Source organism: Aquirufa rosea (assembly GCF_004118285.1).
GTDB lineage: Bacteria > Bacteroidota > Bacteroidia > Cytophagales > Spirosomataceae > Aquirufa > Aquirufa rosea.
The window spans coordinates 1-25,009 of record NZ_SDHY01000008.1 but is presented as its reverse complement, the minus strand read 5'-3'; the positions used below and the strand labels follow the sequence as shown (position 1 = coordinate 25,009).

The window sequence follows — 25,009 nt, the reverse complement described above, 5'->3', positions numbered from 1 at the left end:
TTAGAGGCTTAAAGGCTCGCTTAAGATTTCTTTTAATTCAGATTTGAGATCAAAATCAGGATACTGAACGATTTGCCATTCCCCTTGATGGGTTTCTACCAGGGCAGTTAATGATTCTACCCAATCCCCCGAATTCATGTAGGCTATGCCATTAATTTGTTTGATTTCTGCCTTATGTATGTGTCCGCAAATAATGCCATCTGCTTCTTGGGCGATGGCTAGTTCAACGAGCTTTTCTTCAAAGTCAGATATGAAATTAACGGCCGCTTTAACTTTTTGCTTGATGGTTTGCGACAAGGAATAATAGGGCTTTCCTTGTCTTTCTCGATGGTAATTGTACCATTTGTTGACCCACAATAAAAATGTGTATCCCATATCCCCTAAATACGCTAACCATTTCATTTGGCTAGTGATGCTATCAAAGATATCACCGTGGGTAATCAGGTATTTTTTTCCAAAGGTTTTTAAGGTATAGTCTCTTCGGACGGAAAACTGCCTACCGATTTTTAAGGGAATGATTTGATCTAAGAAATCATCATGATTACCTCTCAGGTAAATGACCTCTGTATCCCAGCGATCCATCATTTTTAGTACTGTTCGGAAGAAGCTAGTATGCTTTTTTTTCCATTCGCCTCCTTTTTTTAATTGCCAACCATCGATGATATCGCCATTTAGTATGAGTTGGTGGCAGGAATAGGCTTTTAGAAATTCATTGACCTCTTTGGCTTTCGCGCCTTTACTTCCTAAATGTAAGTCGGAAATAACGATGGTCTTATAAGTGGGTTGGTGGTTAACGCTCATGTTGCGTAGTTTTTCAGTTTCAAAACTACGTTGATTTTCAGAGGCTTATATTAGGGGGCTGTTAAACTATGATTAAATCTTATCATAACGTTGTCAAGGTTTTAAACCTTGACAACGTTGGTAAATTTGCGATTTTTAATTTCTCAAGCCAATCGACTTGTTGGTATTTTTCGGTGAAAATAAATCAGTTGATAATTTTGAAATTCTATCAGTATTTTGATGAGTTTTGTATGTCAAATGAGGTAGATTTGCTTAACGCTGTCAAGGTTTAAAACCTTAACAGCGTTGAGATGAGAGCCACGGAATTAAGACTTTACATTTAGCTTAGCCAATGCATATAAACCTTTCCAAATCAAATGGGGCTCATATTGAACGGCACATTCTTTTAACTTATCCAGAAAATAGGGGGCATCTCCTCCGCATATCAATATAGAAATTGAGGGGTCTTTTTCTCGAATTTCATTGATATATCCTTTGATTTCTAAAAGCATGCCATGCATGGTGCCGGCTAACAGATTACTTGGAGTATCTTGTCCCAAATTAGGGAAATCTAATTGAGGAGTAATTAGGGGTAAATGTGCGGTATAGTTATTCATGGACTTAGTGCGCAACATTAGTCCTGGGCTAATAGCGCCAGCCTTAAACTTACCATCTTTTACCCAGTTATATGTAATACAAGTGCCTAAGCAGATACTGAAATGGTTATTTCCTGGGTATAGTAATTCCGCTCCTTCCACCAGCGCAATTCTATCTACGCCTAATGTGGATTTGTCATATAAAGGATAATCAATTCGTGTATTGGATTGGGTGCTTAGTAAATGGAGTGGAGCCCATTTATTTAATGCCCGAATGATTTCCTCGGACACATGAATCACAGAACTTAATATGATGGAATCGATTTCATGTCTCTTGCAAATTTTAGTCACTGATTGGAGATTCAAGTTTTCTATTGTTCCACCTTCAAGAAACCTTGCCTCGTCTAGCCAGGCATATTTCATTAATGAGTTACCGAAATCCAAGCAAAGTACCATCATTCATTAGATTTGTTAACAAAGTTAAGCTATTCTTTTTCGTAAATTTGTGCACTCTCAAAAACCATTACTGTGTATCAAATTCAAATTTTAAAATCCAAAGTTCATCGCGCCACGGTTACGGAAGCCAATATTGATTATGTGGGAAGTCTTACCATGGACGCCGATTTAATGGATGCCGCCAACATGCTTGAACATGAAAAAATTCAAGTAGTCAATGTCAATAACGGTGAACGTATAGAAACTTATTTAATTAAAGGAGAACGAGGCTCAGGCATCATTTGCCTAAATGGTCCTGCCGCAAGAAAAGCTGTTGTTGGAGATATTGTCATCATTATTTCTTACGCCTTAATGGACTTTGAAATGGCCAAGACATTTAAGCCGACTGTCATTTTCCCCAACGCAAACAATCGTTTGGCTTAATACGATTCTGACTCATTCGGGAAATCTTGATTTTTCACATCAGCTACGTAGTTCTTTACAGCTTGAGGAATTAATTCTCCTAAATTGAGATAACGACGAAGAAATCTAGGTGTAAATTCCGTGTTTATACCTAACATGTCGTGCATGACCAAAACTTGCCCATCGCAATCTTTGCCAGCACCTATTCCAATGCTAGGGATATGTAGGCTTTGGCTTACTCTTTTGGCTAATTCCGCAGGTATTTTTTCCAATACTATTCCAAAACAACCCGCTTCCTCCAACATTTTTGCTTCATCTAATAGCAAATTGGCTTCAGTCTCTTCTTTTGCTCTAACACCATAAGAGCCAAATTGGTAGATACTTTGAGGAGTTAAACCCAAGTGCCCCATCACCGGTATCCCGGCCCTAACAATTTTCTTTATACTATCTATTACTTCATGTCCACCTTCCAATTTAATGGCATGAGCCCCTGTTTCTTTCATGATACGAATGGCCGAGGATAGGGCTATTTCACTGTTTGACTGATAGGAACCGAAAGGTAAGTCTACCAACACCAAAGCTCTATCCGTTCCTCTAACCACACATTGGGCATGGTATATCATTTGGTCCAGTGTTATTGGAAGGGTGGTTTCATGACCTGCCATGACATTGCTGGCACTATCTCCCACCAAAAGAACATCAACCCCGGCTTGATCTAAAAGCCTAGCCATGGAATAATCGTAGCAGGTTAGCATGGAGATTTTTTCCCCTTGCTTTTTCATGATTTGTAAACTTTGAGTCGTGATTTTTTTAAACTCCTTTAGGTAGCTCATGATAAAATAGTTGATTGTCGATTAATCTAACGCCTCCTATAAAGGCCGCAACTAATACAACAAAGGTTTGAGAGAGATCAGAGATAGGTTCTAGGCTTTCAGGGTCCGCAAAGGCAATGTAATCCACGGATTCAAAGCCCGCATCCAATAATTGTTGAGCAAATTGTCGCTCTAATTCTTTTGTACTGCAAGTTATTTGTTCTTGTATGGCTTTTTGAATCTTATCAAAACCATGATAAATAGCCAAGGCTTGGATCTTTTGTTCAGGGCTAAGTCGAACATTTCTACTACTCATCGCTAAACCACTCGTCTCACGAACGGTTTCACATGAGATTAATTCTATGGTTGGTTTAAATGAATATTGAGCTAATAATTGTCGAATGACCGCTACCTGCTGAAAATCTTTACTTCCCATAAATAGCAAATCTGGTCGAACAGCTTCCAACAGACGATGCACAATCACACAGACACCTTGAAAATGTCCTGGACGATGTGCCCCCTCCCAAAGCTCCTCCAATCTACCCAAGGGATAATGTGGTAATTGATGCATTCCTTCAGGATACATTTCTGAAACGGGTGGAAGAAAGACGGCCTCACAGCCAGCTAATTCTAGTTTTTGTAAGTCCTCTTTGATTGTTTTCGGATACTTTTCAAAATCCTTGGGGTCATTGAATTGGGTGGGATTGATGAATATACTACAAACTGTAACGGCACTTTGTTCCTTAGACTTCTCTATGAGTGATAAATGACCTTCATGCAAAGCACCCATGGTTGGCACAAATCCAATAAGGTCATTTTTCGACCGATGTTCATCGATGAAATCTTGCAATGCCTGTTTTGTTTCAAATATCTTCATGGTCGAATTTAGGCCTAAAATTACCTTATTTTGTGCAAATTTCGTTACTTGCCGACCTTTTCCAATGCTATGTTACAGGGTAAAAAAATCATTGTCGGAATTAGTGCTAGTATTGCTGCCTATAAGGCCATACTTTTGGTTCGATTACTTAAAAAAAATGGGGCTGAAGTCCGTGTCGTTATGACCAATGCAGCCAAAGACTTTGTTTCTCCTTTAGTACTCTCCACCTTTTCCAATCATCCTGTTTGGATTGATTTTCATGAAAACAATACTTGGAATAACCATGTGGAATTAGGTCTTTGGGCAGATGCCTTTGTCATTGCGCCAGCAACTTGTAATACTTTGAGTAAAATGGTTAATGGCCAATGTGATAACATGGTTATAGCCACCTATTTGTCTGCTCGCTGTCCTGTGTTGATAGCCCCTGCCATGGACGAGGATATGTATAAACATCCATCTACGCAGCAGAATTTACGCAGTTTGCAAGCTTATGGAAATCATGTCATTTCAGTGAATTCTGGTTTTTTGGCTAGTGGTTTGGAAGGCGAAGGACGTATGGCTGAACCGGAGGAAATATTAATGAAGCTAACGGAGCTAGTTGGTAGGGACAAGGGTTGGCAAGGGAAAAAAGTCCTGATAAGTGCTGGTCCAACCCAAGAAGCCATTGATCCCGTTCGCTATATTTCCAATTATTCTTCTGGTAAAATGGGTATTTCCTTAGCTGAAGCATGTTATATGCTAGGGGCTGATGTGAGCCTAGTTTTAGGGCCGACGGCATTGAAACCGAAGTTTTCTGGGATAAAATGTATACCAGTTCTATCGGCGTATGAAATGGAACAAGCTTGTCATCAAGAATTTTTGGATGCGGATCTGACCATTATGGCGGCAGCTGTTGCTGATTATAGACCTTGGCAAATCGCTCCTGAAAAAATTAAAAAGAAGGAGGAGGAATGGGTAATTCATTTGGAGAAGACGAATGATATTTTGGCTAGTTTGGGAAAACAAAAAAAATCCAATCAGTATGTAGTAGGTTTTGCTTTAGAGACAGAAAATGAGGAGGCCCATGCCTTGGAAAAACTTCAAAATAAACACTTAGACGCGATTGTTTTAAATTCCTTGAAAGTTCCTGGAGCTGGTTTCGGAACATCTACCAATCAGGTACAGGTCTATTCTGCCAAAGGAGAGCGTCATTTGTTGTCCTTAAAATCTAAATCGCAGATAGCGGAGGAGTTGGTTGATTTACTTCAAAAATGGATATAAAAAAAGCGTGCTAACTGAGTTAACACGCTTGCAAATAGTAGAAATCAATCTAATCGATTTTGGCCGTTTCCAATTTGGGGGCTAGGGTATAGATAATTAACCATGCCAGCACATAAGCACTTCCACATAATAGGAAGATGATATTATAGCCATCATTGATATTCCCTAAAAGTTTGTACTTATCTAATAAGGCTCCCACAATCATGGGGAAGAAAATTCCACCTACAGAGCCAGCCATACCCCCGATTCCAATCACGGAGCTAACAGCTTTTTTAGGGAACATGTCTGTCGCAATGGAGTAAATGTTGGCACTCCAAGCTTGATGCGAAGCGGCAGCGAGGGAAATTAATGCCACCGCTTGCCAAATATTATCGCAATATCGGGCTAGCATGATAGGAACTACCGCAAGGGCAAAACTTAACATGGTTATTTTTCTAGCACGAAAAGAAGGCCAACCTAAATTGATAAGCTTACCTGATAACCATCCTCCTCCAATACTCCCCACGGTAGTAGCTGTATAAACGATGATCAATTCCAAACTTGGTTTTTTAAGGTCTAGCTGGAAACGCTCAGAGAAATAGGATGGTAACCAGAATAAGAAAAACCACCAGATAGGATCTGTTAACATTTTACCAAAAACAAATGCCCAAGTTTGACGAAAGCCAAATAATTTAGCCCATTTTACTGGATCTTGATTCTCATCTTTTTCCTCCTTATCGGCATGAATATAATCAAACTCGGCTTGGGACAATTCTTTGTGTTTAGAAGGTACTTCATAATAAAGCCACCAGAAAATTAGCCAAATAAAACCGATGGCTCCTGTGGCAACAAATGCCATTTCCCATCCATAAACACCTAAAATCCAAGGTACTAAGATAGGAGCGGCCACCGCACCAATATTAGCTCCTGAATTAAAAATTCCGGTAGCCAAGGCTCTTTCATTTTTAGGGAACCATTCAGCTACTGTTTTAATGGCTGCCGGAAAATTCCCCGCTTCTCCCAAACCTAATAATCCCCGCATGAAGGCAAAACTCATGGTTCCTGTAGCCATTGCATGCAACATGGCAGCAATACTCCAAACCACGATGGATATGGAATAACCTAATTTAGTTCCTATGCGGTCAATGATGCCACCAAAACCCAGTAAACTTATGGCATAGGCGGCTTGGAAAGTGATTACAATATTGGAATAATCTGTTTCGGACCAGTTGAATTCATCTTCTAAAACAGGTTTTAGTAGGCCTATCACTTGCCTGTCTAGGTAATTAATGGTGGTTGCGAAAAAGAGCAGTGCGCAAATTTTCCAACGGTATTTTCCAATTTCCTTCATAATGCGGTTTTGTTTGGGTTACAGTTCTCGGTAAGTTTTTATTAATTGAGCAATCATTTGTTCAATAGCCACATAATCTTTTTTTGCAATTAAGTCGGCAGGGAATAATTGTGATCCCATACCTACTGCCGCCGCACCCGCCTTAAACCAGGTACTTAAACTTTCTTTATTCGGTTCTACACCTCCAGTAACCATAATTTGGGTATTCGGCATAGGACCTTTCAGTGCCTTGACGAATGCTGGCCCCACCACATTTCCTGGAAAAATCTTAACGATTTTAGCTCCCCAAATTTCCGCTTGACGGATCTCTGTTAAGGTCATTGCACCGGGCATCCAAGGAATATCATATTTCCCACAAACTTCACCGACAGCTTCGGTGGTAAAAGGCTGCAACATAAAGTCTGCCCCCATTTGAATGAATTCATGAGCTTGTTTGGCATCATAAATAGTTCCAATACCTAATACCAAATCAGGACATTCCTTCTCTACGTATTCCATGGCTTTGGCAAATATAAATGGAGCTTCTTTCCCGCGATTGGTAAATTCAAAAACACGTATACCTCCATCATAGCAAGCTTTTAAAACGCTAGTTGCAACGGAAAGGTCAGCATTGAAAAATAGGGGAACTATCGGGGTTTCTTGGATACGTTGATATACAACTTCGGAAGAATTTCTGGCCATAATTATCGTTTTAATCGTCCTGACAGGTCTCCCTTCATGACGGTTTCTATTTCTTCAAGGGTGGCTAAATTGATATCACCTTCAATGGTATGTTTTAATGCAGAAGCGGCTACCGCAAAGGACAAGGACTTTGCCTCATCTTTCAAAATTAAATTTCCGTAGATGTAGCCTGCCATAAAAGCATCTCCGCCTCCAATTCTATCCACGATTTGAGTAATTTCTACCGTTTCGGATTTTAATACTTGTTTTCCATTGTACGAAGCTGCCGATAAGGTATTTTGTGAGGCAGAAATTTGCCCTCTTTTGGTATTAATGATTTTTTTAATGCGAGGAAATCTAGCCATGATTTGACGGCATATGGACTCCCATCCACTTTTAACACTGCCATCCGGAACTATATTCAATATGTCTTCTGCATCTCCCTTGCCACAAACAATGATATCACAACCGGCAATTAAATCTGGCATAACCTCTTGAACAGATTTTCCGTATTGCCATAAGTTTTTCCGGTAATTCACGTCGGCAGAAACAGTAATACCCAAATCGTTTGCGACTTTAATGGCCTCACGGCAAGCCTGAGCGGCTGATTCAGAAATGGCTGGACTAATGCCAGTCCAATGGAACCATTGGGCATCTTTTAAGATTTCTTTCCAATTAAATTCCTTCGGGTCTAAATGTGCAAATGAAGAATCGGCTCGATCATACACGACTTTACTTGGACGCATGGCTGCTCCAAATTCCGTAAAATATAAGCCTAGACGATTACCACCATATTGAACATACTGCATATCGACGCCCACTTTTCTAAAATAGGAAGTAGCAGCATGACCCATTTCATGATCTGGAAATTTAGTGACATGTGCAGCAGGAATTCCCAGATGGGCTAATGCTGCAGATACGTTCGCCTCACCACCACCAAAAGTTAAATTGAGTGATTGGGCTTGAATAATTCTCCCGTATCCTGGAGGGCTAAGTCGCCCCATAATTTCTCCAAATGTAACTACTTTTTTCATGCCTTATTCAAAATTAAAAAATTGGGATGCGTTCTTATAGGAAATGTCCTGAACCAGCTTTCCTAACCATGGCATGTCGGCAGGTAATTCGCCATTTTCCACATCTTGGCCAATCAAATTACAAAGTATTCTTCTAAAATACTCATGCCTAGGGAAGGACAAAAAGCTGCGGGAATCGGTCAACATACCTACAAAATGACTTAAAACCCCCATGTTTGACAAGGCATTGATTTGTTTTTCCATGCCGTCTTTTTGGTCTAAAAACCACCAGCCAGATCCGAACTGAATTTTACCTACGATGGTCCCATCTTGAAAATTACCCGTCATAGTCGCGAACAATTCATTGTCTCTAGGATTCAAATTGTATAGAATCGTTTTGGCAAGTTGGTTCGTACTATCCAAGGTATTTAAAAATTTGGATAGGGATTTAGCCTGTTCAAAGTCGCCAATGGAATCAAAACCAGTATCGGGTCCCAAACTGCTTAAAAGTCGGTTGTTATTGTTTCTCAAGGCTCCCAAATGGAATTGCTGAGTCCAACCTTTAGAATGATCCAAATGCGCAAAATAGACCAGCATAGCAGATTTAAATTGCCATTTTTCGTTTTTATTGACCATTTTTCCACTCAGTAATCGAGAGAAAATATGAGCAATTTCTTCTTCAGTATAATCTTCGGCATATATATGTTCTAATCCATGATCACTTAGACGGCAACCCACCGAGTGGAAGAAATCGTGCCGATCTTTGATGGCATCTTTGAAGTCTTGTAAGTTTTGGATGGTTTTACCATTCACATCACTAAGAGCATTGACATATTCGATAAAACTCAACTCATCGTCTACCGCCATGGCCTTATCTGGTCTGAAAGTAGGTAAAACTTTGATTTCAAATCCGCTGGCCGCAATGGCTTGATGATACGCTAAATTATCAATCGGGTCATCTGTTGTACAAAGAACGCGGACATTCATTTTTCTCAACAAGTTACGAACGGAGTATTCTTTGGTTTTTAACAAGGCAGAGCAATGGTCGTAAATTCGTTTGCCAGATTCTGCATTGAGCAATTCAGTTACACCAAAATACCGTTGCAATTCTAGGTGAGTCCAATGGTACAGTGGGTTACGCATGGTATATGGAACTGTTTCTGCCCATTTCATGAACTTCTCCTCATCGGAAGCATTACCCGTGATGTATTTTTCATCGACACCATGAGCTCGCATAGCTCGCCATTTATAATGGTCACCATATAGCCAGATTTGCGTGATATTCTCAAACTGTTTGTCCTCAGCAATCTGTTTTGGTACCAAGTGGTTATGGTAGTCAATGATGGGCATGGAAGCCGCATATTGATGATATAAAGCCTGAGCGGTGCCCGACTGCAATAAAAAATCTTCGTTTAAAAAAGCTTTCATCTTGTTTTAATTGATGTAGAATGAAGAAAGTAGCGTTTTGGGGGGCTTTGCTATTTAGGAAGCATTGCTCTAGAAATCCAAGTGAATGCCCTTATCCCACTTATTCTAATTCTTAATTCTACATTTTTCATTCTTCATTTCTTTATAAATATTTCTTCACCGCATCTTCAAAGCCTGGTAAAGCACTTAAATCATGTCCCCAAAGTTTTTCGTCTGCCAATATTTTAGTTAAGTTTAAATCTTTCCAAGCTTCATAAAAATAGGAAGCAAAGTCACATTGAATAGGATAAAACTCTCCATTACATTCTCCAAAGTATTTGCCATCTTCTACTTTCACGGCATGCATGAACTGTAAATATGCGGCGAAACCCATTGCAAAAAGCTCGGGTGCTTTGCCAAAAATCCGGTAATAATTGACCAACAAGGGAATATTACGCATCCTCATCTTGGTAGTGTATTGCACCGTAATGTCAATCAGCTTATGATTAATGAATGGATTTTTAAACCGATCTAAAACCGAGCGCCCAAATCGATCGGCAATTTTAAAGTCCATTTTAAAGGGGATGGAGTGGGCTAATTCGGTCAGCATCAGGTTCATCACCAATTTGCTTAAATAGGAATTGCTCATCACATCTTTCACTAAACGGAAACCTAACAGGTAAGACATACCACACATGAGGGTATGTGTTCCGTTCAACAAGCGTAATTTTAGTTCACGGTATATTTCAATATCTTCAGCAATAACTACTCCGGTATCTGCCGAGGCAAATCCTAAGATTTTTTTCACCTCAGTTCCTCCTTGAATGGCCCATAAGCGATATACCTCGGAGATGATGACTAAGGAATCTTGATAGCCTAATTGCTCGCAAATAGCTGCGCTGGTAGCGGCATCAGGAGCCCCTGGAACGATACGGTCAACCAAGGAATTACAGAAATGGTTGGCAGATTGTACCCATTGAATGAAGTCGGCCGATAACTGATGGTCATGGGCTAATTTTAATACGATGTCTTTCAATACATCCCCATTGTTGATGATTAACTCCGTCGGTATCACTACCATGCCAGATTCTTTAGAACCTCCGAAATGCTGCCAACGGGCATGCAAAAAGGCAACTAATTTAGCAGGGAAGGAGCTAGGACAAGCACTTGAAATAGCATCGTTTGCTACATATTGTATACCAACTTCCGTCGTATTGGAAATGATAATTTGCATGTCGGGATTGGTAGCGCAGGCTAAGATCGAATCCCATTCTTTGGAAGCGGTTAAAGTTCTTGAAATGGAGGAATTAACAATGTATTCTTCTACCTCCTTTCCTTCGTCTATCCCTTTGATACAATGGGTATATAAGCCATCTTGAGCTTCAAAAGCATCAGCTCCGCCCTTAGAAGTGGATTTTACTAAGACTATTCGGCCTTTAAATTTACCTAGTCGGTTGGCCTTATCCACAAAGTAATCACATAGGCCTCTTAGAAGGACACCAGTTCCAAATTGAAGTATTTTTTCAGGATAGTTAAATACTTCCGGACTTGGATATTGTAGTGGAAGCAGGCTTTTAATAGCAGCTTCTTGGATAAGTTTTTGGTTGAGAATGGGCATGGCCATTGTAATGAAAAAGGTTAATATACCTTTCTAAAGAAGAAAAGTAAGGGTATTTACCCAATGAATTAATAAATTTTTGGACCTATTTTAATCAGATGAAAATGCAAACGTTTACGCTTCGCCTATGGGGCCATTATAGTTCATCGGAAATTGAAAACCGGGGTTATCTATATCTTTGGCAATGGGCCCAAAAGCCTCTTCATAACGCTGAATGTTTTCCTGAAGAGCCATCAATAATCGTTGAGCGTGGTCAGGAGTCATGACGATGCGCGACTTGACCTTTCCTTTAGGAATACCGGGCAAAATTCGAATAAAGTCCATGACGAATTCAGAGGGAGAATGGGCTATTAGCGCGAGGTTAACATAAGCACCTTCTGCAATCTCTTCTGGCAATTCAATGTTTAACTGGTTTTCTTCTGGATTGGGATTTTTCATAGTAAAAAAATAGGATAATAAATTTAAAGAATTCTGGGGAATAATAGGTGTTTATTGTTGGATTATGCGGGAAATGGCAAGTGGAATAATTAATAATGAGGAATGAATGCGCACGTTCAATCAGGCTAGCATAACTCTGAAGTTAATTTATTGCGTTTTCGCAAGACATAAAAAAATCTATTTGTTCATTTTTGCCACAGCTTCCCATTTTTTACCCGCGAAAAGGAGCGACCAATCCTGTCATCTAACCACTATTTATATGAAAAATTTCGTCGGTAAAGTGCTATTCTTAGCATTCGTTTGTATGGCTATTTTGATCGCCTTTAAGTATAAGGAAATCAAAAAGGAATTTCTTCAAAGTAAAGTTCATGCATATTCCAATACTAAAAAATGAATAAGCTATCCTCTATTAGTTTGGACACCATTATGGTCAGTTTAGCCATATTTTTGTATTTTTCTTATACATCGCCTGTCAGAAAGTTGCTTGTACCTAGTCCGATTCCCAAATTGAAAATCAATAAAAGATTTCAAGGAGTGGATGTAAGGAATCCGATATTGCATCACTCTGGATACTTGATTATTGATAAAAAGTCAAACAAGGCTAAGTTGTATCAGCGAAAGAGATTCGGCGAACCGCTTTCTTCTATTCCTCCAGAATTATGAAAATGAATCTAAAAGAGATATAAAAAATTTACTATCCTTTTGTTGGGCTACTTGGTACTACATTTTTCCCGAGCATAGACTTCATTCATCATACCCACGGGGGATTTTATCAGAACTTTAGATTGGGTCCTCTTTGCTTATTTTATATTAGATACCCTTTATGTTGCTTGCTTTGGCTATTCTAAGTTTGTATTAAATGGGTATTATTTGGGAGGCAACAGACCGTTACCCTTTAATATTTCAAGAATCACGTTGGGCTACGGCCGCGATAATTTTGTGTAGGATATATCTATGGATGGATAGGCCTTTGGGGCTTGGGGGGAGTACTAATGTGATGGTTTACATTGAATTAGAGGCGAATGTAGTAAATTTTTATTGATAGATTTTGAACGGAAATATATTTGCAATAATCAATTCAGATCCCAAAAAAATCCCCTCCAGTTTCCTGAAGGGGATCTAATATTAAGCTAATTGAAGACTAGTTTTCAACTGAAACTTTAACAGAAACTTCCGATTCGGAAGCGGCTGCTTTGGCCTCTAATTGTTTTAACTCATCTACTGGAGTCACGATATAATTCTTGTACTTACGGACTCCTGTTCCTGCTGGAATCAAGTGACCTACGATTACATTCTCTTTCAAGCCATCTAAGGTATCTTGCTTAGCGCGAATTGACGCTTCTGACAATACCTTGGTTGTTTCTTGGAAGGATGCCGCCGAGATGAATGATTCAGTACCCAAGGATGCCTGAGTAATACCCTGCAAGTTTGCAGAAGATACCGCTGCATGTGCATCACGTACTTTCATCAATTTCATATCTCTACGCTTCAAGGATGAGTTTTCATCACGTAAAGCACGTGCAGAGATAATCATACCTGGCTTATACTTGTCAGAATCACCTGCATCCGTAATCACCTTCTTATCCATGATCTGATCATTCTCTTCACGGAAAGCAAAACGATCTACGTTTTGACCTTGTAAGAATTGTGTATCACCTGGATCCAAGATCTCTACTTTTTGCATCATTTGACGTACGATACACTCAATGTGCTTATCGTTGATTTTTACCCCTTGTAAGCGGTATACATCTTGGATTTCGTTCACTAAGTATTCTTGTACCGCGGTAGGTCCTTTGATAGCTAATATATCAGATGGCGTAATAGCTCCATCAGAAAGTGGCGTACCAGCACGCACGAAGTCATTGTTTTGTACTAAAATAAATTTAGTCAATGGTACTAAGTACTTGCGCTCAGCTCCCTCTTTCGGAGTTACAATAATCTCACGGTTACCACGCTTGATGATACCATAAGAAATTACTCCATCAATCTCCGAAACAACTGCTGGGTTCGATGGATTACGTGCTTCAAATAACTCTGTTACACGTGGAAGACCTCCCGTAATGTCACGAGTCTTACCCGCAGCACGTGGAATCTTCGCGATAATCTGACCAGCTTTGATCTTATCTCCCTCATCTACGGCCAAACGAGCACCCACTGGAACGTTATAAACTAAATCTTCTTTGCCTTTAGCTACAACAATCACTGATGGGTTCTTAGTCTTATCTTTTGATTCGATAATCACCTTCTCACGTAAGCCTGTTTGCTCATCCGCTTCTTCTTTGTAAGTATTATTTTCTTCAATGGATTCAAATACTACTTTACCTTCTGCTTCAGATAAAATCACGGCATTGTAAGGATCCCAAGCACAGATTTCCTCGCCTTTTTTAATGGTCTGGCCTTCTTTCACACGGATCACAGAACCGTAAGGGATGTTACTTGAAATCAACAACTGCTTGTTGGCTGGGTTGATGATTTGAACCTCACCCGAACGACCCATAACGATCTCTACTGGATTACCTTCAGCATCTGTAGAACTTACCGTACGAATTTCTTCAAAATTAATTACCCCATCAAACTTCGCTTTTACACTAGCATCTAAGGAAACGTTTTGAGCTGTACCACCGACGTGGAAAGTACGTAAAGTTAACTGAGTACCTGGCTCACCAATCGACTGAGAAGCAATAACACCAACGGCTTCTCCTTGTCCTACCATTTGACCAGTAGCAAGGTTACGGCCATAACACTTAGCACATACTCCATTTCTAGTTTCGCAAGTTAATACGGAACGAATCTCAACCGATTCAATGGCAGTATCATCAATTTTATTGGCAGCTAATTCAGTGATTTCATCACCTGAAGCAACAATTAACTCATTGGTAATCGGATCATAAACATCATGTACAGATACTCGACCTAAGATACGCTCTGACAATGGCTCAATGATTTCCTCATTGTCTTTCAATGGAAATACTTGAATACCACGTAAAGTACCGCAATCTTCTTCATTTACAATCACGTCTTGTGCTACGTCATGTAAACGACGAGTCAAGTAACCCGCATCGGCTGTTTTCAAGGCTGTATCTGCCAAACCTTTACGAGCACCGTGTGTAGAAATAAAGTACTCTAATACGTCTAGGCCTTCTTTAAAGTTAGATAAAATTGGGTTTTCGATGATTTCACCTACCGAACCTTGTAAGTTCTTCTGTGGCTTAGCCATCAAACCACGCATACCACCCAACTGACGGATTTGCTCACGAGAACCACGGGCTCCAGAGTGCATCATCATATAGATGGCATTGAATCCTTGGTTATCCTCTTCCATCTGCTTCATCAAGGTCTCTGTAATCTTAGAGTTTACTTTAGTCCAGATGTCAATAACTGCGTTATAACGCTCATTATCTGTGATTAAACCCATCAAATAGTTGTCCCAAACTGCTTGTACATCTTCCTGAGCTTTCTTCACTAAAGAAGCTTTCTCTTCTGGAATTTGAACGTCGCCAATACCCATCGACAATCCGCCGTGGAAGGCTTGTTGGAATCCTAAATCTTTGATATCATCTAAGAATTGCGCTGTACGAGCCATTCCACAAATCTTGTGAACTTGAGAAATGATTTGCTGCAATTTCTTTTTAGTCAATAACTCATTGATATAACCTACTTGCTCTGGTACGCAAAGGTTGAATAAAACACGACCTGCAACAGTCTCAACCATTTCGCTTACTAAAGAACCATCTTCCTTACGTACATTCGCTTTTACCACGATGTTCGCATGCTTAGATAATTTCTTTTCGTTCAAAGCAATCACAACTTCTTCAAAACCATAGAAGCGACGGCCTTCACCAGCTACTTTATGTGTTTCAGTTGATTTTCTTCCTTTGGTTACATAATATAAACCAAGAACCATGTCTTGTGAAGGTACCGTAATAGGTGCTCCGTTGGCAGGGTTAAGGATATTATGAGAAGCTAACATTAATAAAGAGGCTTCCAAAATGGCTTCATGTCCTAGAGGAACGTGAACTGCCATCTGGTCACCGTCAAAGTCAGCGTTAAATGCCGTACAAGTTAATGGGTGCAATTGGATCGCTTTTCCCTCGATTAACTTAGGTTGGAATGCTTGGATACCCAAACGGTGCAACGTAGGAGCACGGTTTAATAATACCGGGTGTCCTTTCATGACATTTTCCAAAATATCCCAAACTACCGGATCTTTACGATCAACGATTTTCTTCGCCGATTTAACGGTTTTTACTATTCCGCGCTCAATCAACTTACGAATAACAAACGGTTTGAAAAGCTCAGCAGCCATGTCTTTTGGAAGACCACACTCATGCATTTTTAATTCTGGTCCAACCACAATTACCGAACGACCTGAGTAGTCAACACGCTTTCCTAATAAGTTTTGACGGAAACGTCCTTGCTTTCCTTTCAACATATCAGAAAGAGATTTCAAGGCACGGTTACCCTCAGAACGAACCGCATTTACCTTGCGAGAGTTGTCGAACAATGAGTCAACAGCCTCTTGTAACATACGTTTCTCATTACGTAAAATAACCTCTGGAGCTTTGATTTCGATCAAACGCTTCAAACGGTTATTACGGATAATCACACGACGATACAAATCGTTCAAGTCAGATGTTGCGAAACGACCTCCATCCAATGGCACTAATGGACGCAATTCCGGTGGAATTACTGGTACCATTTTGATAATCATCCACTCTGGACGGTTATCAATTCGACCTACGGATTCACGGAAAGCTTCAACTACCTTCAAACGCTTTAAAGCTTCTGCTTTACGTTGTTGCGAAGATTCGGTATCTGCTGAGTGACGTAAGTCGGCGGATAATTCGTCAAGGTTGATACGAGACAACAACATGTTTAATGCATCAGCACCCATCTTAGCGATGAATTTCTGAGGATCTTCATCCGGCAAATGTTGGTTCTCACGAGGTAATTTATCCAAGATATCCAAGTACTCGTCTTCCGTTAAGAAATCTAGGTATTGTGAACCTATTTTCCCTTCTTCCGCATACATACCAGGTTGTACTACCACATATCGCTCGTAGTAAATTACTTGGTCTAATTTCTTGGTAGATAATCCGAGCATGTAACCAATTTTATTGGGTAAGCTACGGAAGTACCAAATATGCGCAACAGGAACCACCAATTCTATGTGGCCCATACGCTCACGACGTACTTTTTTCTCGGTTACTTCTACACCACAGCGGTCGCAAATGATGCCTTTGTAACGAATACGCTTATATTTTCCACAGTGACATTCCCAATCTTTGGTTGGTCCAAAGATTCTCTCACAGAATAAACCTCCCATCTCTGGTTTGTATGTTCTATAGTTAATGGTTTCCGGTTGGGTTACTTCACCATTTGAACCTTCTAAGATCGACTCAGGTGAGGCCAATGAAATGGTCACCTTTTGGAAGTCGCTGTTCAGCTTTCTAGTCTTTTTAAATGACATTTTCGTTTAATTTTTTTGGAAAATGATGTTAATAAAGGGCCGTTGCCAGCCCTATGTATGTTTACTCTAGGGTGATTTCTAATGCTAAACCACGTAATTCATGAATCAATACATTGAATGATTCTGGAATGTTTGGTTTTGGCATATTTTCACCTTTTACGATGGCTTCGTATGCTTTAGCACGGCCAATAACGTCATCGGATTTAACCGTCAAGATCTCTTGCAAGATATTGGCTGCACCGAAGGCTTCTAATGCCCATACCTCCATCTCTCCGAAACGCTGACCTCCAAATTGAGCTTTACCTCCCAATGGCTGTTGAGTTATCAAAGAGTATGGTCCAATCGAACGAGCGTGCATCTTATCATCCACTAAGTGGCCCAATTTCAGCATGTAGATAATACCTACTGTTACTGGTTGATCAAATTTATCACCCGTTAAACCATTGTATAAATACGTACGACCCCAATCTGGTAAACCAGCTAGAGCTAACTCAGCAGCTACTTCCGCCTCAGTTCCACCGTCGAAAATCGGAGTAGCATAACGCTTACCTAATTTTTGTCCAGCCCATCCTAATACAGTTTCGTAAATCTGACCTAAGTTCATACGAGAAGGTACCCCTAGTGGATTCAATACGATATCTACTGGTGTTCCATCTTCCAAGAATGGCATATCTTCTTCACGTACAATACGGGCTACAACCCCTTTGTTACCGTGACGACCCGCCATTTTATCACCTACTTTCAACTTACGCTTCTTAGCAACATATACTTTGGCTAATTTCACGATACCTGCTGGTAATTCATCACCAACTTCAAGCACAAAGCGCTCACGCTTGAAACGACCTGCGATTTCGTTACGACGAATATTGTAGTTTTTGATCAATTGCATGAAGCGAGCATTTAAATCTGCATCCGCAGTAGCTTCCTCTACAATTAAATCAGAAAGTAAATTCGCTTCTTCTGGTACCGAATAAGTACTTTCATCACGGTACAAATTTTTCTCTGGGAACAATAGCTCTTCAATGTTTTTAGCATTGAATTTCACGCCTTTTTCCACGATTACCGTTCCAAACTTATGCTTGATGCCGTTAGAAGTTTTGCCGTTAAGTAAAGCAACTGTCTTGTCAATCATGATTCGACGAATATCCAACAAGTCTTTGCTGTATTGCTTCATTAACTTTTTCAACTCCGCTTTCGACTTCTCACGCTCTTCTTTGTCCTTTTTAGGACGAGAGAATAATTTGGTATCGATTACTACACCTTTTAATGATGGTGGCGCTTTCTTAGAGGCATCCTTCACATCACCTGCTTTATCACCAAAGATGGCACGTAATAATTTCTCTTCTGGAGTTGGGTCTGACTCACCTTTAGGAGTGATTTTACCAATTAAGATATCTCCTTCTTTTACTTCAGATCCTACACGTACTACCCCGTTTTCATCCAAATTACGAACAGTCTCTTCAGATACGTTCGGGATTTCAGAAGTCAATTCCTCTTCTCCACGTTTTGTATCACGTACTTCTAATTCGAATTCTTCAATGTGGATAGAGGTGAAAATATCATCACGAACTACTTTCTCCGAGATTACAATCGCATCCTCAAAGTTGTAACCTTGCCATGGCATGAAGGCCACTTTCATGTTACGTCCTAGGGCTAATTCGCCACCTTGAGTCGCATATCCTTCACATAGTGCCTGACCTTTAGTTACACGATCACCTTTGAATACGATAGGCTTCAAGTTAATCGTGGTATCTTGGTTAGTTCTACGGAACTTAATCAATTTGTAAGTCTTAGAAGAACCATCGAAGCTAATTAGTTTCTCGTCTTCTGTTTGATCATAGTTTACTACAATCTTCAAGGCATCTACATACTCAATCACACCATCCCCTTCAGCTACTACTAAAGTTCTGGAGTCAATCGCTACACGGTGCTCTAGACCAGTTCCTACGATTGGTGCTTCTGGTCTTAATAATGGTACCGCTTGACGCTGCATGTTAGATCCCATCAAGGCACGGTTAGCATCATCATGCTCCAAGAAAGGAATCATAGAAGCCGCTACCGAAACGATTTGGTTAGGAGCAACGTCCATGTATTGTGCTTCTGATGGATTAACCAATGGGAAGTCACCTTCAAAACGAGCCTTTACACGGTCAGATAAGAATTGACCAGATTTAGTATCTATTGGAGCGTTGGCTTGAACAATGTTCTTTCCATCTTCCTCTTCAGCCGTCAAATATTGAACATTACTGCTTACGTCTACTTTACCTCCTTCGATTACTCGGTAAGGCGTTTCGATGAATCCCATCGAGTTTACTTTGGCATGCACACAAAGGGAAGAAATCAAACCGATGTTTGGTCCCTCAGGAGTTTCAATCGTACACAAACGCCCGTAGTGCGTATAGTGAACGTCACGTACCTCGAAACCAGCTCTTTCGCGAGAAAGACCACCTGGCCCTAGGGCAGACATACGTCTTTTGTGTGTAATCTCTGCTAATGGATTTGTTTGATCCATGAACTGAGAAAGCTGATTGGTTCCAAAGAAGGAGTTGATTACTGAAGATAAGGTACGCGCATTGATCAAATCAACTGGCTTGAAATCTTCGTTATCACGAACGTTCATACGCTCTTTGATGGTACGCGCCATACGCGCTAAACCTACACCAAACTGAGCATATAATTGTTCACCTACTGTACGTACACGACGGTTAGATAAGTGGTCAATATCATCCACTACCGCACGAGAGTTGATCAATCCGATCAAATACTTCACGATAGAAATGATATCTTCCTTCGTTAATACCTTCACATCCATAGGGATGTCATGGCCTAACTTTTTATTGATACGGTAACGACCAACCTCTCCCAAATCATAACGCTTGTCTGAGAAGAATAGGTTTTGGATAATGTCACGAGCAGTCTGCTCATCAGGTGCATCCGTGTTACGTAATTGCTTATAAATAACTTCAACAGCCTCTTTCTCTGAGTTGGAAGTATCTTTTTGTAAAGTATTATAAATGATGTTGTAGTCAGAAACGTTTACATCATCTTTGTGAAGAATCACGGTAGATGAACCCGATTCTAAAATGGTCTCTACTTCATTCTCGGTAATAACCGTATCACGCTCAATTAAGATCTCGTTACGGTCGATAGAAACTACCTCACCCGTATCTTCATCTACGAAGTCTTCCTGCCAGGTTTTTAAAACCCTAGCGGCTAAACGACGCCCTACGATACCTTTGATTACTTTTTTGTCTACTTTGATTTCTTCAGCTAAACCGAACAAATCCAAAATGTCCTTATCATTACCGTAACCGATAGCACGAAGCAATACAGTTACAGGGAATTTTTTCTTACGATCAATGTACGCGTACATGACATTATTTACGTCAGTAGCAAACTCAATCCAAGATCCTTTGAAAGGAATGATACGAGCCGAATACAATTTAGTACCATTCGTGTGTTTAGATTGTGCAAAGAACACACCTGGTGAACGGTGCAATTGGGAAACGATTACACGCTCAGCACCGTTGATCACAAAAGATCCACGCTCAGTCATGTAAGGAATATTTCCTAAGAATACTTCCTGTTCAATGGTTTGGAAATCTTCATTGTCTGTATCATTACAGATCAAACGCAACTTGGCTTTTAAAGGCACTGAATACGTTAATCCACGGTCAATACACTCATCTACCGAATATTTCGGAGGATCTACTGAGTAGTCAACAAAGGAAAGAACGAAATTTTCACGCGAATCCGCGATAGGAAAATTTTCAGCAAATACTTTAAATAAACCTTCGTCCGTACGATTTTCCGCTGCTGTTTCTAGCTGGAAGAAATCTTGGAAGGATTGGATTTGGATATCCAGAAAATCTGGATAATTGATCACACTCTGCGTTTTCGCAAAGCTGTGTCTTCCGGTGGCAGTGATGTTACTCAAGGCTTTATACGTTTTAATTAATGTGAATAATGGCCCTAGGGGCACAAATTCTCCTCCATTTGGAAGAGATTAATCAAGCTGAACGCCTCGTAGATGAAAAGAAGTGGTGTCCCTTGACCATTTCCCTACGAAAAGAAAAGTTGTTTCGGAACCACTCTCCGGATTAGCCACAAGGGCAATAATCCTAAAATAGCCTGCAAAATTACTGATAATTTTCTAATAAACAATAGCTTAGCTAGAGGTATCTATAAAAAATTACTATTCTTGCTATGAGTAAGGATGATCTCATGTGGAAAAATAAAGTGCACTATTATCTACGATTTATTTTGGGAATGACACGCTCTGAAATGCTGGGCATGTTAAGCCTATTTATTTTTTTGCTGATGGCAGATATTATTTCTCGATGGATGGAATATCAAAGTAGCCAACATGAAATAGACAGCTTTCAACCTACTTATTGGTCTAAGGTCTTAGTTGAGATGGAAAGCTCGAAGAAGTTCGTTAAAGGAAATTCCCCAAGCAGGTCTTTTTCATTTCACCGAAATGATGCTAACTATTCATCCAATTTCCATTCTGTTGGCTTCAAACGAGAAAGAAAACAAGATTGGCAAATTGATATTAATCAAGCAGATTCCACTGCTTGGGTAGCTTTGCCGGGTATTGGCCCTGCATTTGCCAAGAGAATTATAGCTTACAGGGAAAAATTGGGAGGTTTTTATCAGGCTGGCCAACTGAAAGAAGTTTTCGGTTTAGATTCAGTTTGGGTTAATGAACATATTCAGCAGTTTTCGGTGGGAAAAGGGATATTTCGCCAACTGTATATTAATAGAGCAGAATGGAAAGAATTTAGGCATCCATATTTGCCTTATCGACAAGCCAATTTAGTGTTGAATTATCGAAAACATCATGGATCATTCCAAAACTGGGAGGATTTGAAAAAAGTACAGCAGCTGGATGAATCAATATGGATGAAGCTCAGGCCCTATGTGTCATTTGAACCTTAAGAAATATGCTTACTTTTGTAAAATATACACACTTCATTAAATAATTCAGGATATGTCAACCGGATTTTTCAAGGTACCCCAGCCAAGCAATGAGCCAATTTATTCCTATGCCCCAGGAAGCTCGGAGCGTCAATTATTACAAGATACTATTCAAGCTTTACGTGCGAAACAGGTAGAGGTTAGTATGAGGATTAGAGGTAATTCCGTGAAGGGTTCGAAAAAAGTAGCGATGAGCTGTCCACATGATCACCAACATATTTTAGGTTATTATTATGAAGGTGGCAAGAAAGATGTATTGGATGCGATCGATGCAGCTTTGTCTGCCAAAGCGGCATGGGCGGCATTGACTTGGCAAGAACGCGTATCGATCTTTTTAAAAGCGGCAGATTTATCGGCTAATAAATATCGTATGGAGCTGAATGCCAGAACGATGTTAGGCCAATCCAAAAATGCTTATCAAGCGGAGATTGATTCAGCCTGTGAATGGGTAGATTTTCTGCGCTTTAATGCGCATTATGCTGCGCAGATTTATGCGGATCAACCGATTTCTTCTCCTGGTGTTTGGAATCGTTTGGAATACAGACCTTTGGAAGGATTTGTTTATGCTTTAACACCATTCAATTTTACAGCCATTGCAGGTAATTTACCAGCTGCTCCAGCTATGATGGGGAATACCGTAGTTTGGAAGCCCGCCCCTCAGCAGATTTACTCTGCTGCTTTATTGATGCAGATATTAGAAGAAGCAGGTTTGCCAGCAGGGGTAATTAATTTGGTTTTTGCCGATGGCCCTGAGGCAGGAGAGGTGGTTTTTGGACATCGGGAATTCGCGGGAATCCACTTTACGGGTTCCACGAAGGTATTTCAAACCATTTGGCAGAATATTGGAAACAACATTGCCAACTATAAGTCGTACCCTCGAATAGTAGGAGAGACAGGTGGAAAGGATTTTGTTATTGCACATCCATCGGCTGATGTCAAGGCATTAGTGACAGGTTTAATTAGAGGGGCTTTTGAATATCAGGGCCAAAAATGTTCGGCAGCGTCCAGAGCTTATGTGCCAGCTTCTTTATGGCCTGCAGTGAAAAGTGAATTGCAATCTGAACTAGGTCAAATTAAAATAGGTGGGACGGAGGATTTCGGCAATTTTGTGAATGCGGTCATAGATCAAAAAGCATTCGATAAAATTACATCCTATATAATAGAGGCTAAAAAATCTCCTGAAGTAGAAGTGATTGCTGGTGGAGACTTTGATGCGAGTAGGGGATATTTTGTGGAACCAACGGTTTTATTGACTACAAATCCGCATTACCGTACCATGGAGGAGGAGATTTTTGGTCCAGTTTTAACGATTTATGTGTATCCAGATCAAGATTGGGCAGCAACCCTGCAATTAGTGGATCAAACTTCAGCCTATGCGCTGACAGGAGCTATTTTCTCTCAAGATGCTTATGCCTTGTCGGAAGCAGCGAAAGTATTGGAGAATGCTGCCGGTAATTTATACTTAAATGATAAGTGTACGGGAGCGGTGGTTGGCCAGCAACCATTTGGAGGGGCTAGAGCTTCTGGTACGAATGATAAGGCAGGATCTTATTTGAACCTATTGCGTTGGGTTTCTCCGCGTACGGTGAAAGAAGTGTTTTCTTCCCCAACGGATTTTAGGTATCCGTTTTTGGGTTAATTTTCTATTTTATTCATCATCTACAGATATACGAATCATGGGACCAATGAGCCCTTCCTGAAAAGAATCAAAAATAATCCATTCATTCTGGCTTGTTGGACGGAAAATGAATCGTCTCTTGGTGGAATATTTACCCATTGCTATTCGATCGGTTTCTCCCGTATAGACATTAGATTTATTAAAAAAATTGACTACAACCGCTACACCATCTTTTGGAATACAAATTTCTTTGGCCTGAATGGTAAATTTATTCCAGCCTTCATGATTGACAGAGAATACAAGTTCACCTTTATTTAATAATGTGGACGGAAGAGAGTCCTTCCCAATTGCAAATAACAGAATCTGAAAAATATAATTTGGGGTATATTTTTTGTCGAAGTAAATGGAAATGTAGTTTAGCTTTTTCCCAATTATTTCTTTTTCATCAAAAATCATTCCTATTTGATGAGGAGATTTTGTTAAAAATGAATAATGTCTTTTACGGGAAGGTTTTTCAGTTTGAAAATCACTTATTTTTTTAGAAATTATTATGACCTCTTTCAAAAGAGCTGATTTTGTTGAGTCGGAGGCTGATTTATTTTTTTCTAGATTTTGATTAGCGAATACAGTTAAATTGCTCGAAAAAGTAAAAGACAATAATATAACAAAATGAAGTATGTTGATTTTCATTGTCTACTGAATAGTTAGTTTAATAGAATTTTCATTTATTGTTATATTATCAATCTATGCAATTTCCTTCTACTGTCCTAATCCTAGTTTCGATTTTAAAGCCAAAGAAATATTTTACATCTACAAAATAATAGACACATCTTTTAGGATCAGGTAAGTGTGAATGACCTACTCCCTGAGATCCTCCATCTAAACCACAATTTGAATAACTCCAACCAAAAAATTTCCAATCAGGTTCACATGGATTCGGAGCTTCATAACCAATTGCAATCAAAGGGATACTGACAGCAGCCAAAATAGCAAATAGTCTTTTATATTTTTTCACAAATAGTATTACAAAATTTCCCATTTTTCAAATCACTAAAAATTCCCCCTACTCTTTATTGGTTTTTCGGGATTCACCAAGCTTGGCCAACTTGATGTAAAGCTCATGGATATTTAAGCTCTTTTTGTAGGGAAAGAAGTCCTATTTTTCTCCTATTTTTCTCCTATTTTTGATGAGTTTCTGTTTTTTATAGGTAGAGATTTACTTATGATGTATTTAAATTTTAAAATTTCGAATGAATCTTCTGAATTCTTTTTTTCCATGACTGCCAATCTTT

20 protein-coding genes are annotated in these 25,009 nt (G+C 39.8%); 6 read left to right on the top strand and 14 right to left on the bottom strand.

The window, feature by feature from the left end; all coding sequences use genetic code 11:
- Positions 1-801, bottom strand: coding sequence for a UDP-2,3-diacylglucosamine diphosphatase (locus tag ESB04_RS11525; RefSeq protein ID WP_129027901.1), 801 nt, complete (start codon positions 799-801; stop codon positions 1-3).
- Between the two features lie 305 nt (positions 802-1,106).
- A complete protein-coding gene (locus ESB04_RS11520) occupies positions 1,107-1,835 on the bottom strand; it encodes a type III pantothenate kinase (protein WP_129027900.1) in 729 nt (242 codons plus the stop codon).
- A gap of 69 nt (positions 1,836-1,904) precedes the next feature.
- On the opposite strand from ESB04_RS11520, the gene panD reads away from it, so the two are divergent.
- The gene (panD, locus tag ESB04_RS11515; RefSeq protein WP_129027899.1) at positions 1,905-2,255 is read left to right on the top strand and encodes an aspartate 1-decarboxylase; all 351 of its coding nucleotides are present in this window, start codon (positions 1,905-1,907) and stop codon (positions 2,253-2,255) included.
- Here the strand turns inward: panD and panB are convergent.
- Together panB and panC are read right to left on the bottom strand one after the other, a co-directional pair.
- Positions 2,252-3,067, bottom strand: coding sequence for a 3-methyl-2-oxobutanoate hydroxymethyltransferase (panB, locus tag ESB04_RS11510; protein ID WP_129027898.1), 816 nt, complete (start codon positions 3,065-3,067; stop codon positions 2,252-2,254). The genes panD and panB overlap by 4 nt on opposite strands.
- Positions 3,045-3,923, bottom strand: coding sequence for a pantoate--beta-alanine ligase (gene panC, locus ESB04_RS11505; protein ID WP_129027897.1), 879 nt, complete (start codon positions 3,921-3,923; stop codon positions 3,045-3,047). The genes panB and panC overlap by 23 nt, the downstream gene beginning before the upstream one ends.
- Before the next feature lie 69 nt (positions 3,924-3,992).
- On the opposite strand from panC, the gene coaBC reads away from it, so the two are divergent.
- Positions 3,993-5,183 (top strand): bifunctional phosphopantothenoylcysteine decarboxylase/phosphopantothenate--cysteine ligase CoaBC, encoded by a 1,191-nt coding sequence (gene coaBC, locus ESB04_RS11500; RefSeq protein WP_129027971.1) that lies wholly within the window; start codon positions 3,993-3,995, stop codon positions 5,181-5,183.
- Positions 5,184-5,232: 49 nt separating this feature from the next.
- Here the strand turns inward: coaBC and ESB04_RS11495 are convergent, their stop codons facing one another.
- The 6 genes from ESB04_RS11495 to ESB04_RS11470 all read right to left on the bottom strand — a co-directional run bounded on the left by ESB04_RS11495 (position 5,233) and on the right by ESB04_RS11470 (position 11,649).
- The gene (locus ESB04_RS11495; protein WP_129027896.1) at positions 5,233-6,513 is read right to left on the bottom strand and encodes an MFS transporter; all 1,281 of its coding nucleotides are present in this window, start codon (positions 6,511-6,513) and stop codon (positions 5,233-5,235) included.
- An 18-nt stretch (positions 6,514-6,531) separates the two neighbouring features.
- Positions 6,532-7,194, bottom strand: coding sequence for a bifunctional 4-hydroxy-2-oxoglutarate aldolase/2-dehydro-3-deoxy-phosphogluconate aldolase (locus tag ESB04_RS11490; protein WP_129027895.1), 663 nt, complete (start codon positions 7,192-7,194; stop codon positions 6,532-6,534).
- 2 nt (positions 7,195-7,196) lie between these two features.
- On the bottom strand, positions 7,197-8,207 hold the full coding sequence (locus tag ESB04_RS11485; protein WP_129027894.1) for a sugar kinase: 1,011 nt from the start codon (positions 8,205-8,207) through the stop codon (positions 7,197-7,199).
- Positions 8,208-8,210: 3 nt separating this feature from the next.
- Positions 8,211-9,614: a glucuronate isomerase gene (gene uxaC, locus ESB04_RS11480; protein WP_129027893.1), complete on the bottom strand. Its 1,404-nt coding sequence runs from the start codon at positions 9,612-9,614 to the stop codon at positions 8,211-8,213.
- 142 nt (positions 9,615-9,756) lie between these two features.
- Entirely contained in the window at positions 9,757-11,217 is a 1,461-nt protein-coding gene (locus tag ESB04_RS11475) for a tagaturonate reductase (protein WP_129027892.1), read from the bottom strand.
- Positions 11,218-11,325: 108 nt separating this feature from the next.
- Positions 11,326-11,649: a DUF3467 domain-containing protein gene (locus ESB04_RS11470; RefSeq protein ID WP_129027891.1), complete on the bottom strand. Its 324-nt coding sequence runs from the start codon at positions 11,647-11,649 to the stop codon at positions 11,326-11,328.
- 259 nt (positions 11,650-11,908) lie between these two features.
- Here ESB04_RS11470 and ESB04_RS12650 point away from each other — a divergent pair, with 259 nt between their 5' ends.
- Positions 11,909-12,043: a hypothetical protein gene (locus ESB04_RS12650; protein ID WP_262707682.1), complete on the top strand. Its 135-nt coding sequence runs from the start codon at positions 11,909-11,911 to the stop codon at positions 12,041-12,043.
- Positions 12,040-12,312: a hypothetical protein gene (locus ESB04_RS11465; RefSeq protein WP_129027890.1), complete on the top strand. Its 273-nt coding sequence runs from the start codon at positions 12,040-12,042 to the stop codon at positions 12,310-12,312. Before ESB04_RS12650 ends, ESB04_RS11465 begins: the two co-directional genes overlap by 4 nt.
- 478 nt (positions 12,313-12,790) lie before the next feature.
- Here ESB04_RS11465 and rpoC read toward each other — a convergent pair whose 3' ends face one another.
- Positions 12,791-17,119 (bottom strand): DNA-directed RNA polymerase subunit beta', encoded by a 4,329-nt coding sequence (gene rpoC / locus ESB04_RS11460; protein ID WP_129027889.1) that lies wholly within the window; start codon positions 17,117-17,119, stop codon positions 12,791-12,793.
- A gap of 61 nt (positions 17,120-17,180) precedes the next feature.
- Positions 17,181-21,056, bottom strand: coding sequence for a DNA-directed RNA polymerase subunit beta (gene rpoB / locus ESB04_RS11455; RefSeq protein ID WP_205749508.1), 3,876 nt, complete (start codon positions 21,054-21,056; stop codon positions 17,181-17,183).
- A gap of 269 nt (positions 21,057-21,325) precedes the next feature.
- Between rpoB and ESB04_RS11450 the strand changes: the two genes are divergently transcribed.
- Positions 21,326-22,060: a ComEA family DNA-binding protein gene (locus ESB04_RS11450; protein WP_129027888.1), complete on the top strand. Its 735-nt coding sequence runs from the start codon at positions 21,326-21,328 to the stop codon at positions 22,058-22,060.
- A gap of 52 nt (positions 22,061-22,112) precedes the next feature.
- Positions 22,113-23,738 (top strand): L-glutamate gamma-semialdehyde dehydrogenase, encoded by a 1,626-nt coding sequence (gene pruA, locus ESB04_RS11445; protein WP_129027887.1) that lies wholly within the window; start codon positions 22,113-22,115, stop codon positions 23,736-23,738.
- 9 nt (positions 23,739-23,747) lie between these two features.
- Here pruA and ESB04_RS11440 read toward each other — a convergent pair whose 3' ends face one another.
- Positions 23,748-24,407, bottom strand: a complete 660-nt coding sequence (locus tag ESB04_RS11440) for a hypothetical protein (RefSeq protein WP_129027886.1) — start codon at positions 24,405-24,407, stop codon at positions 23,748-23,750.
- 49 nt (positions 24,408-24,456) lie between these two features.
- Positions 24,457-24,756, bottom strand: coding sequence for a hypothetical protein (locus tag ESB04_RS11435; RefSeq protein ID WP_129027885.1), 300 nt, complete (start codon positions 24,754-24,756; stop codon positions 24,457-24,459).
- Between the last annotated feature and the right edge of the window lie 253 nt (positions 24,757-25,009).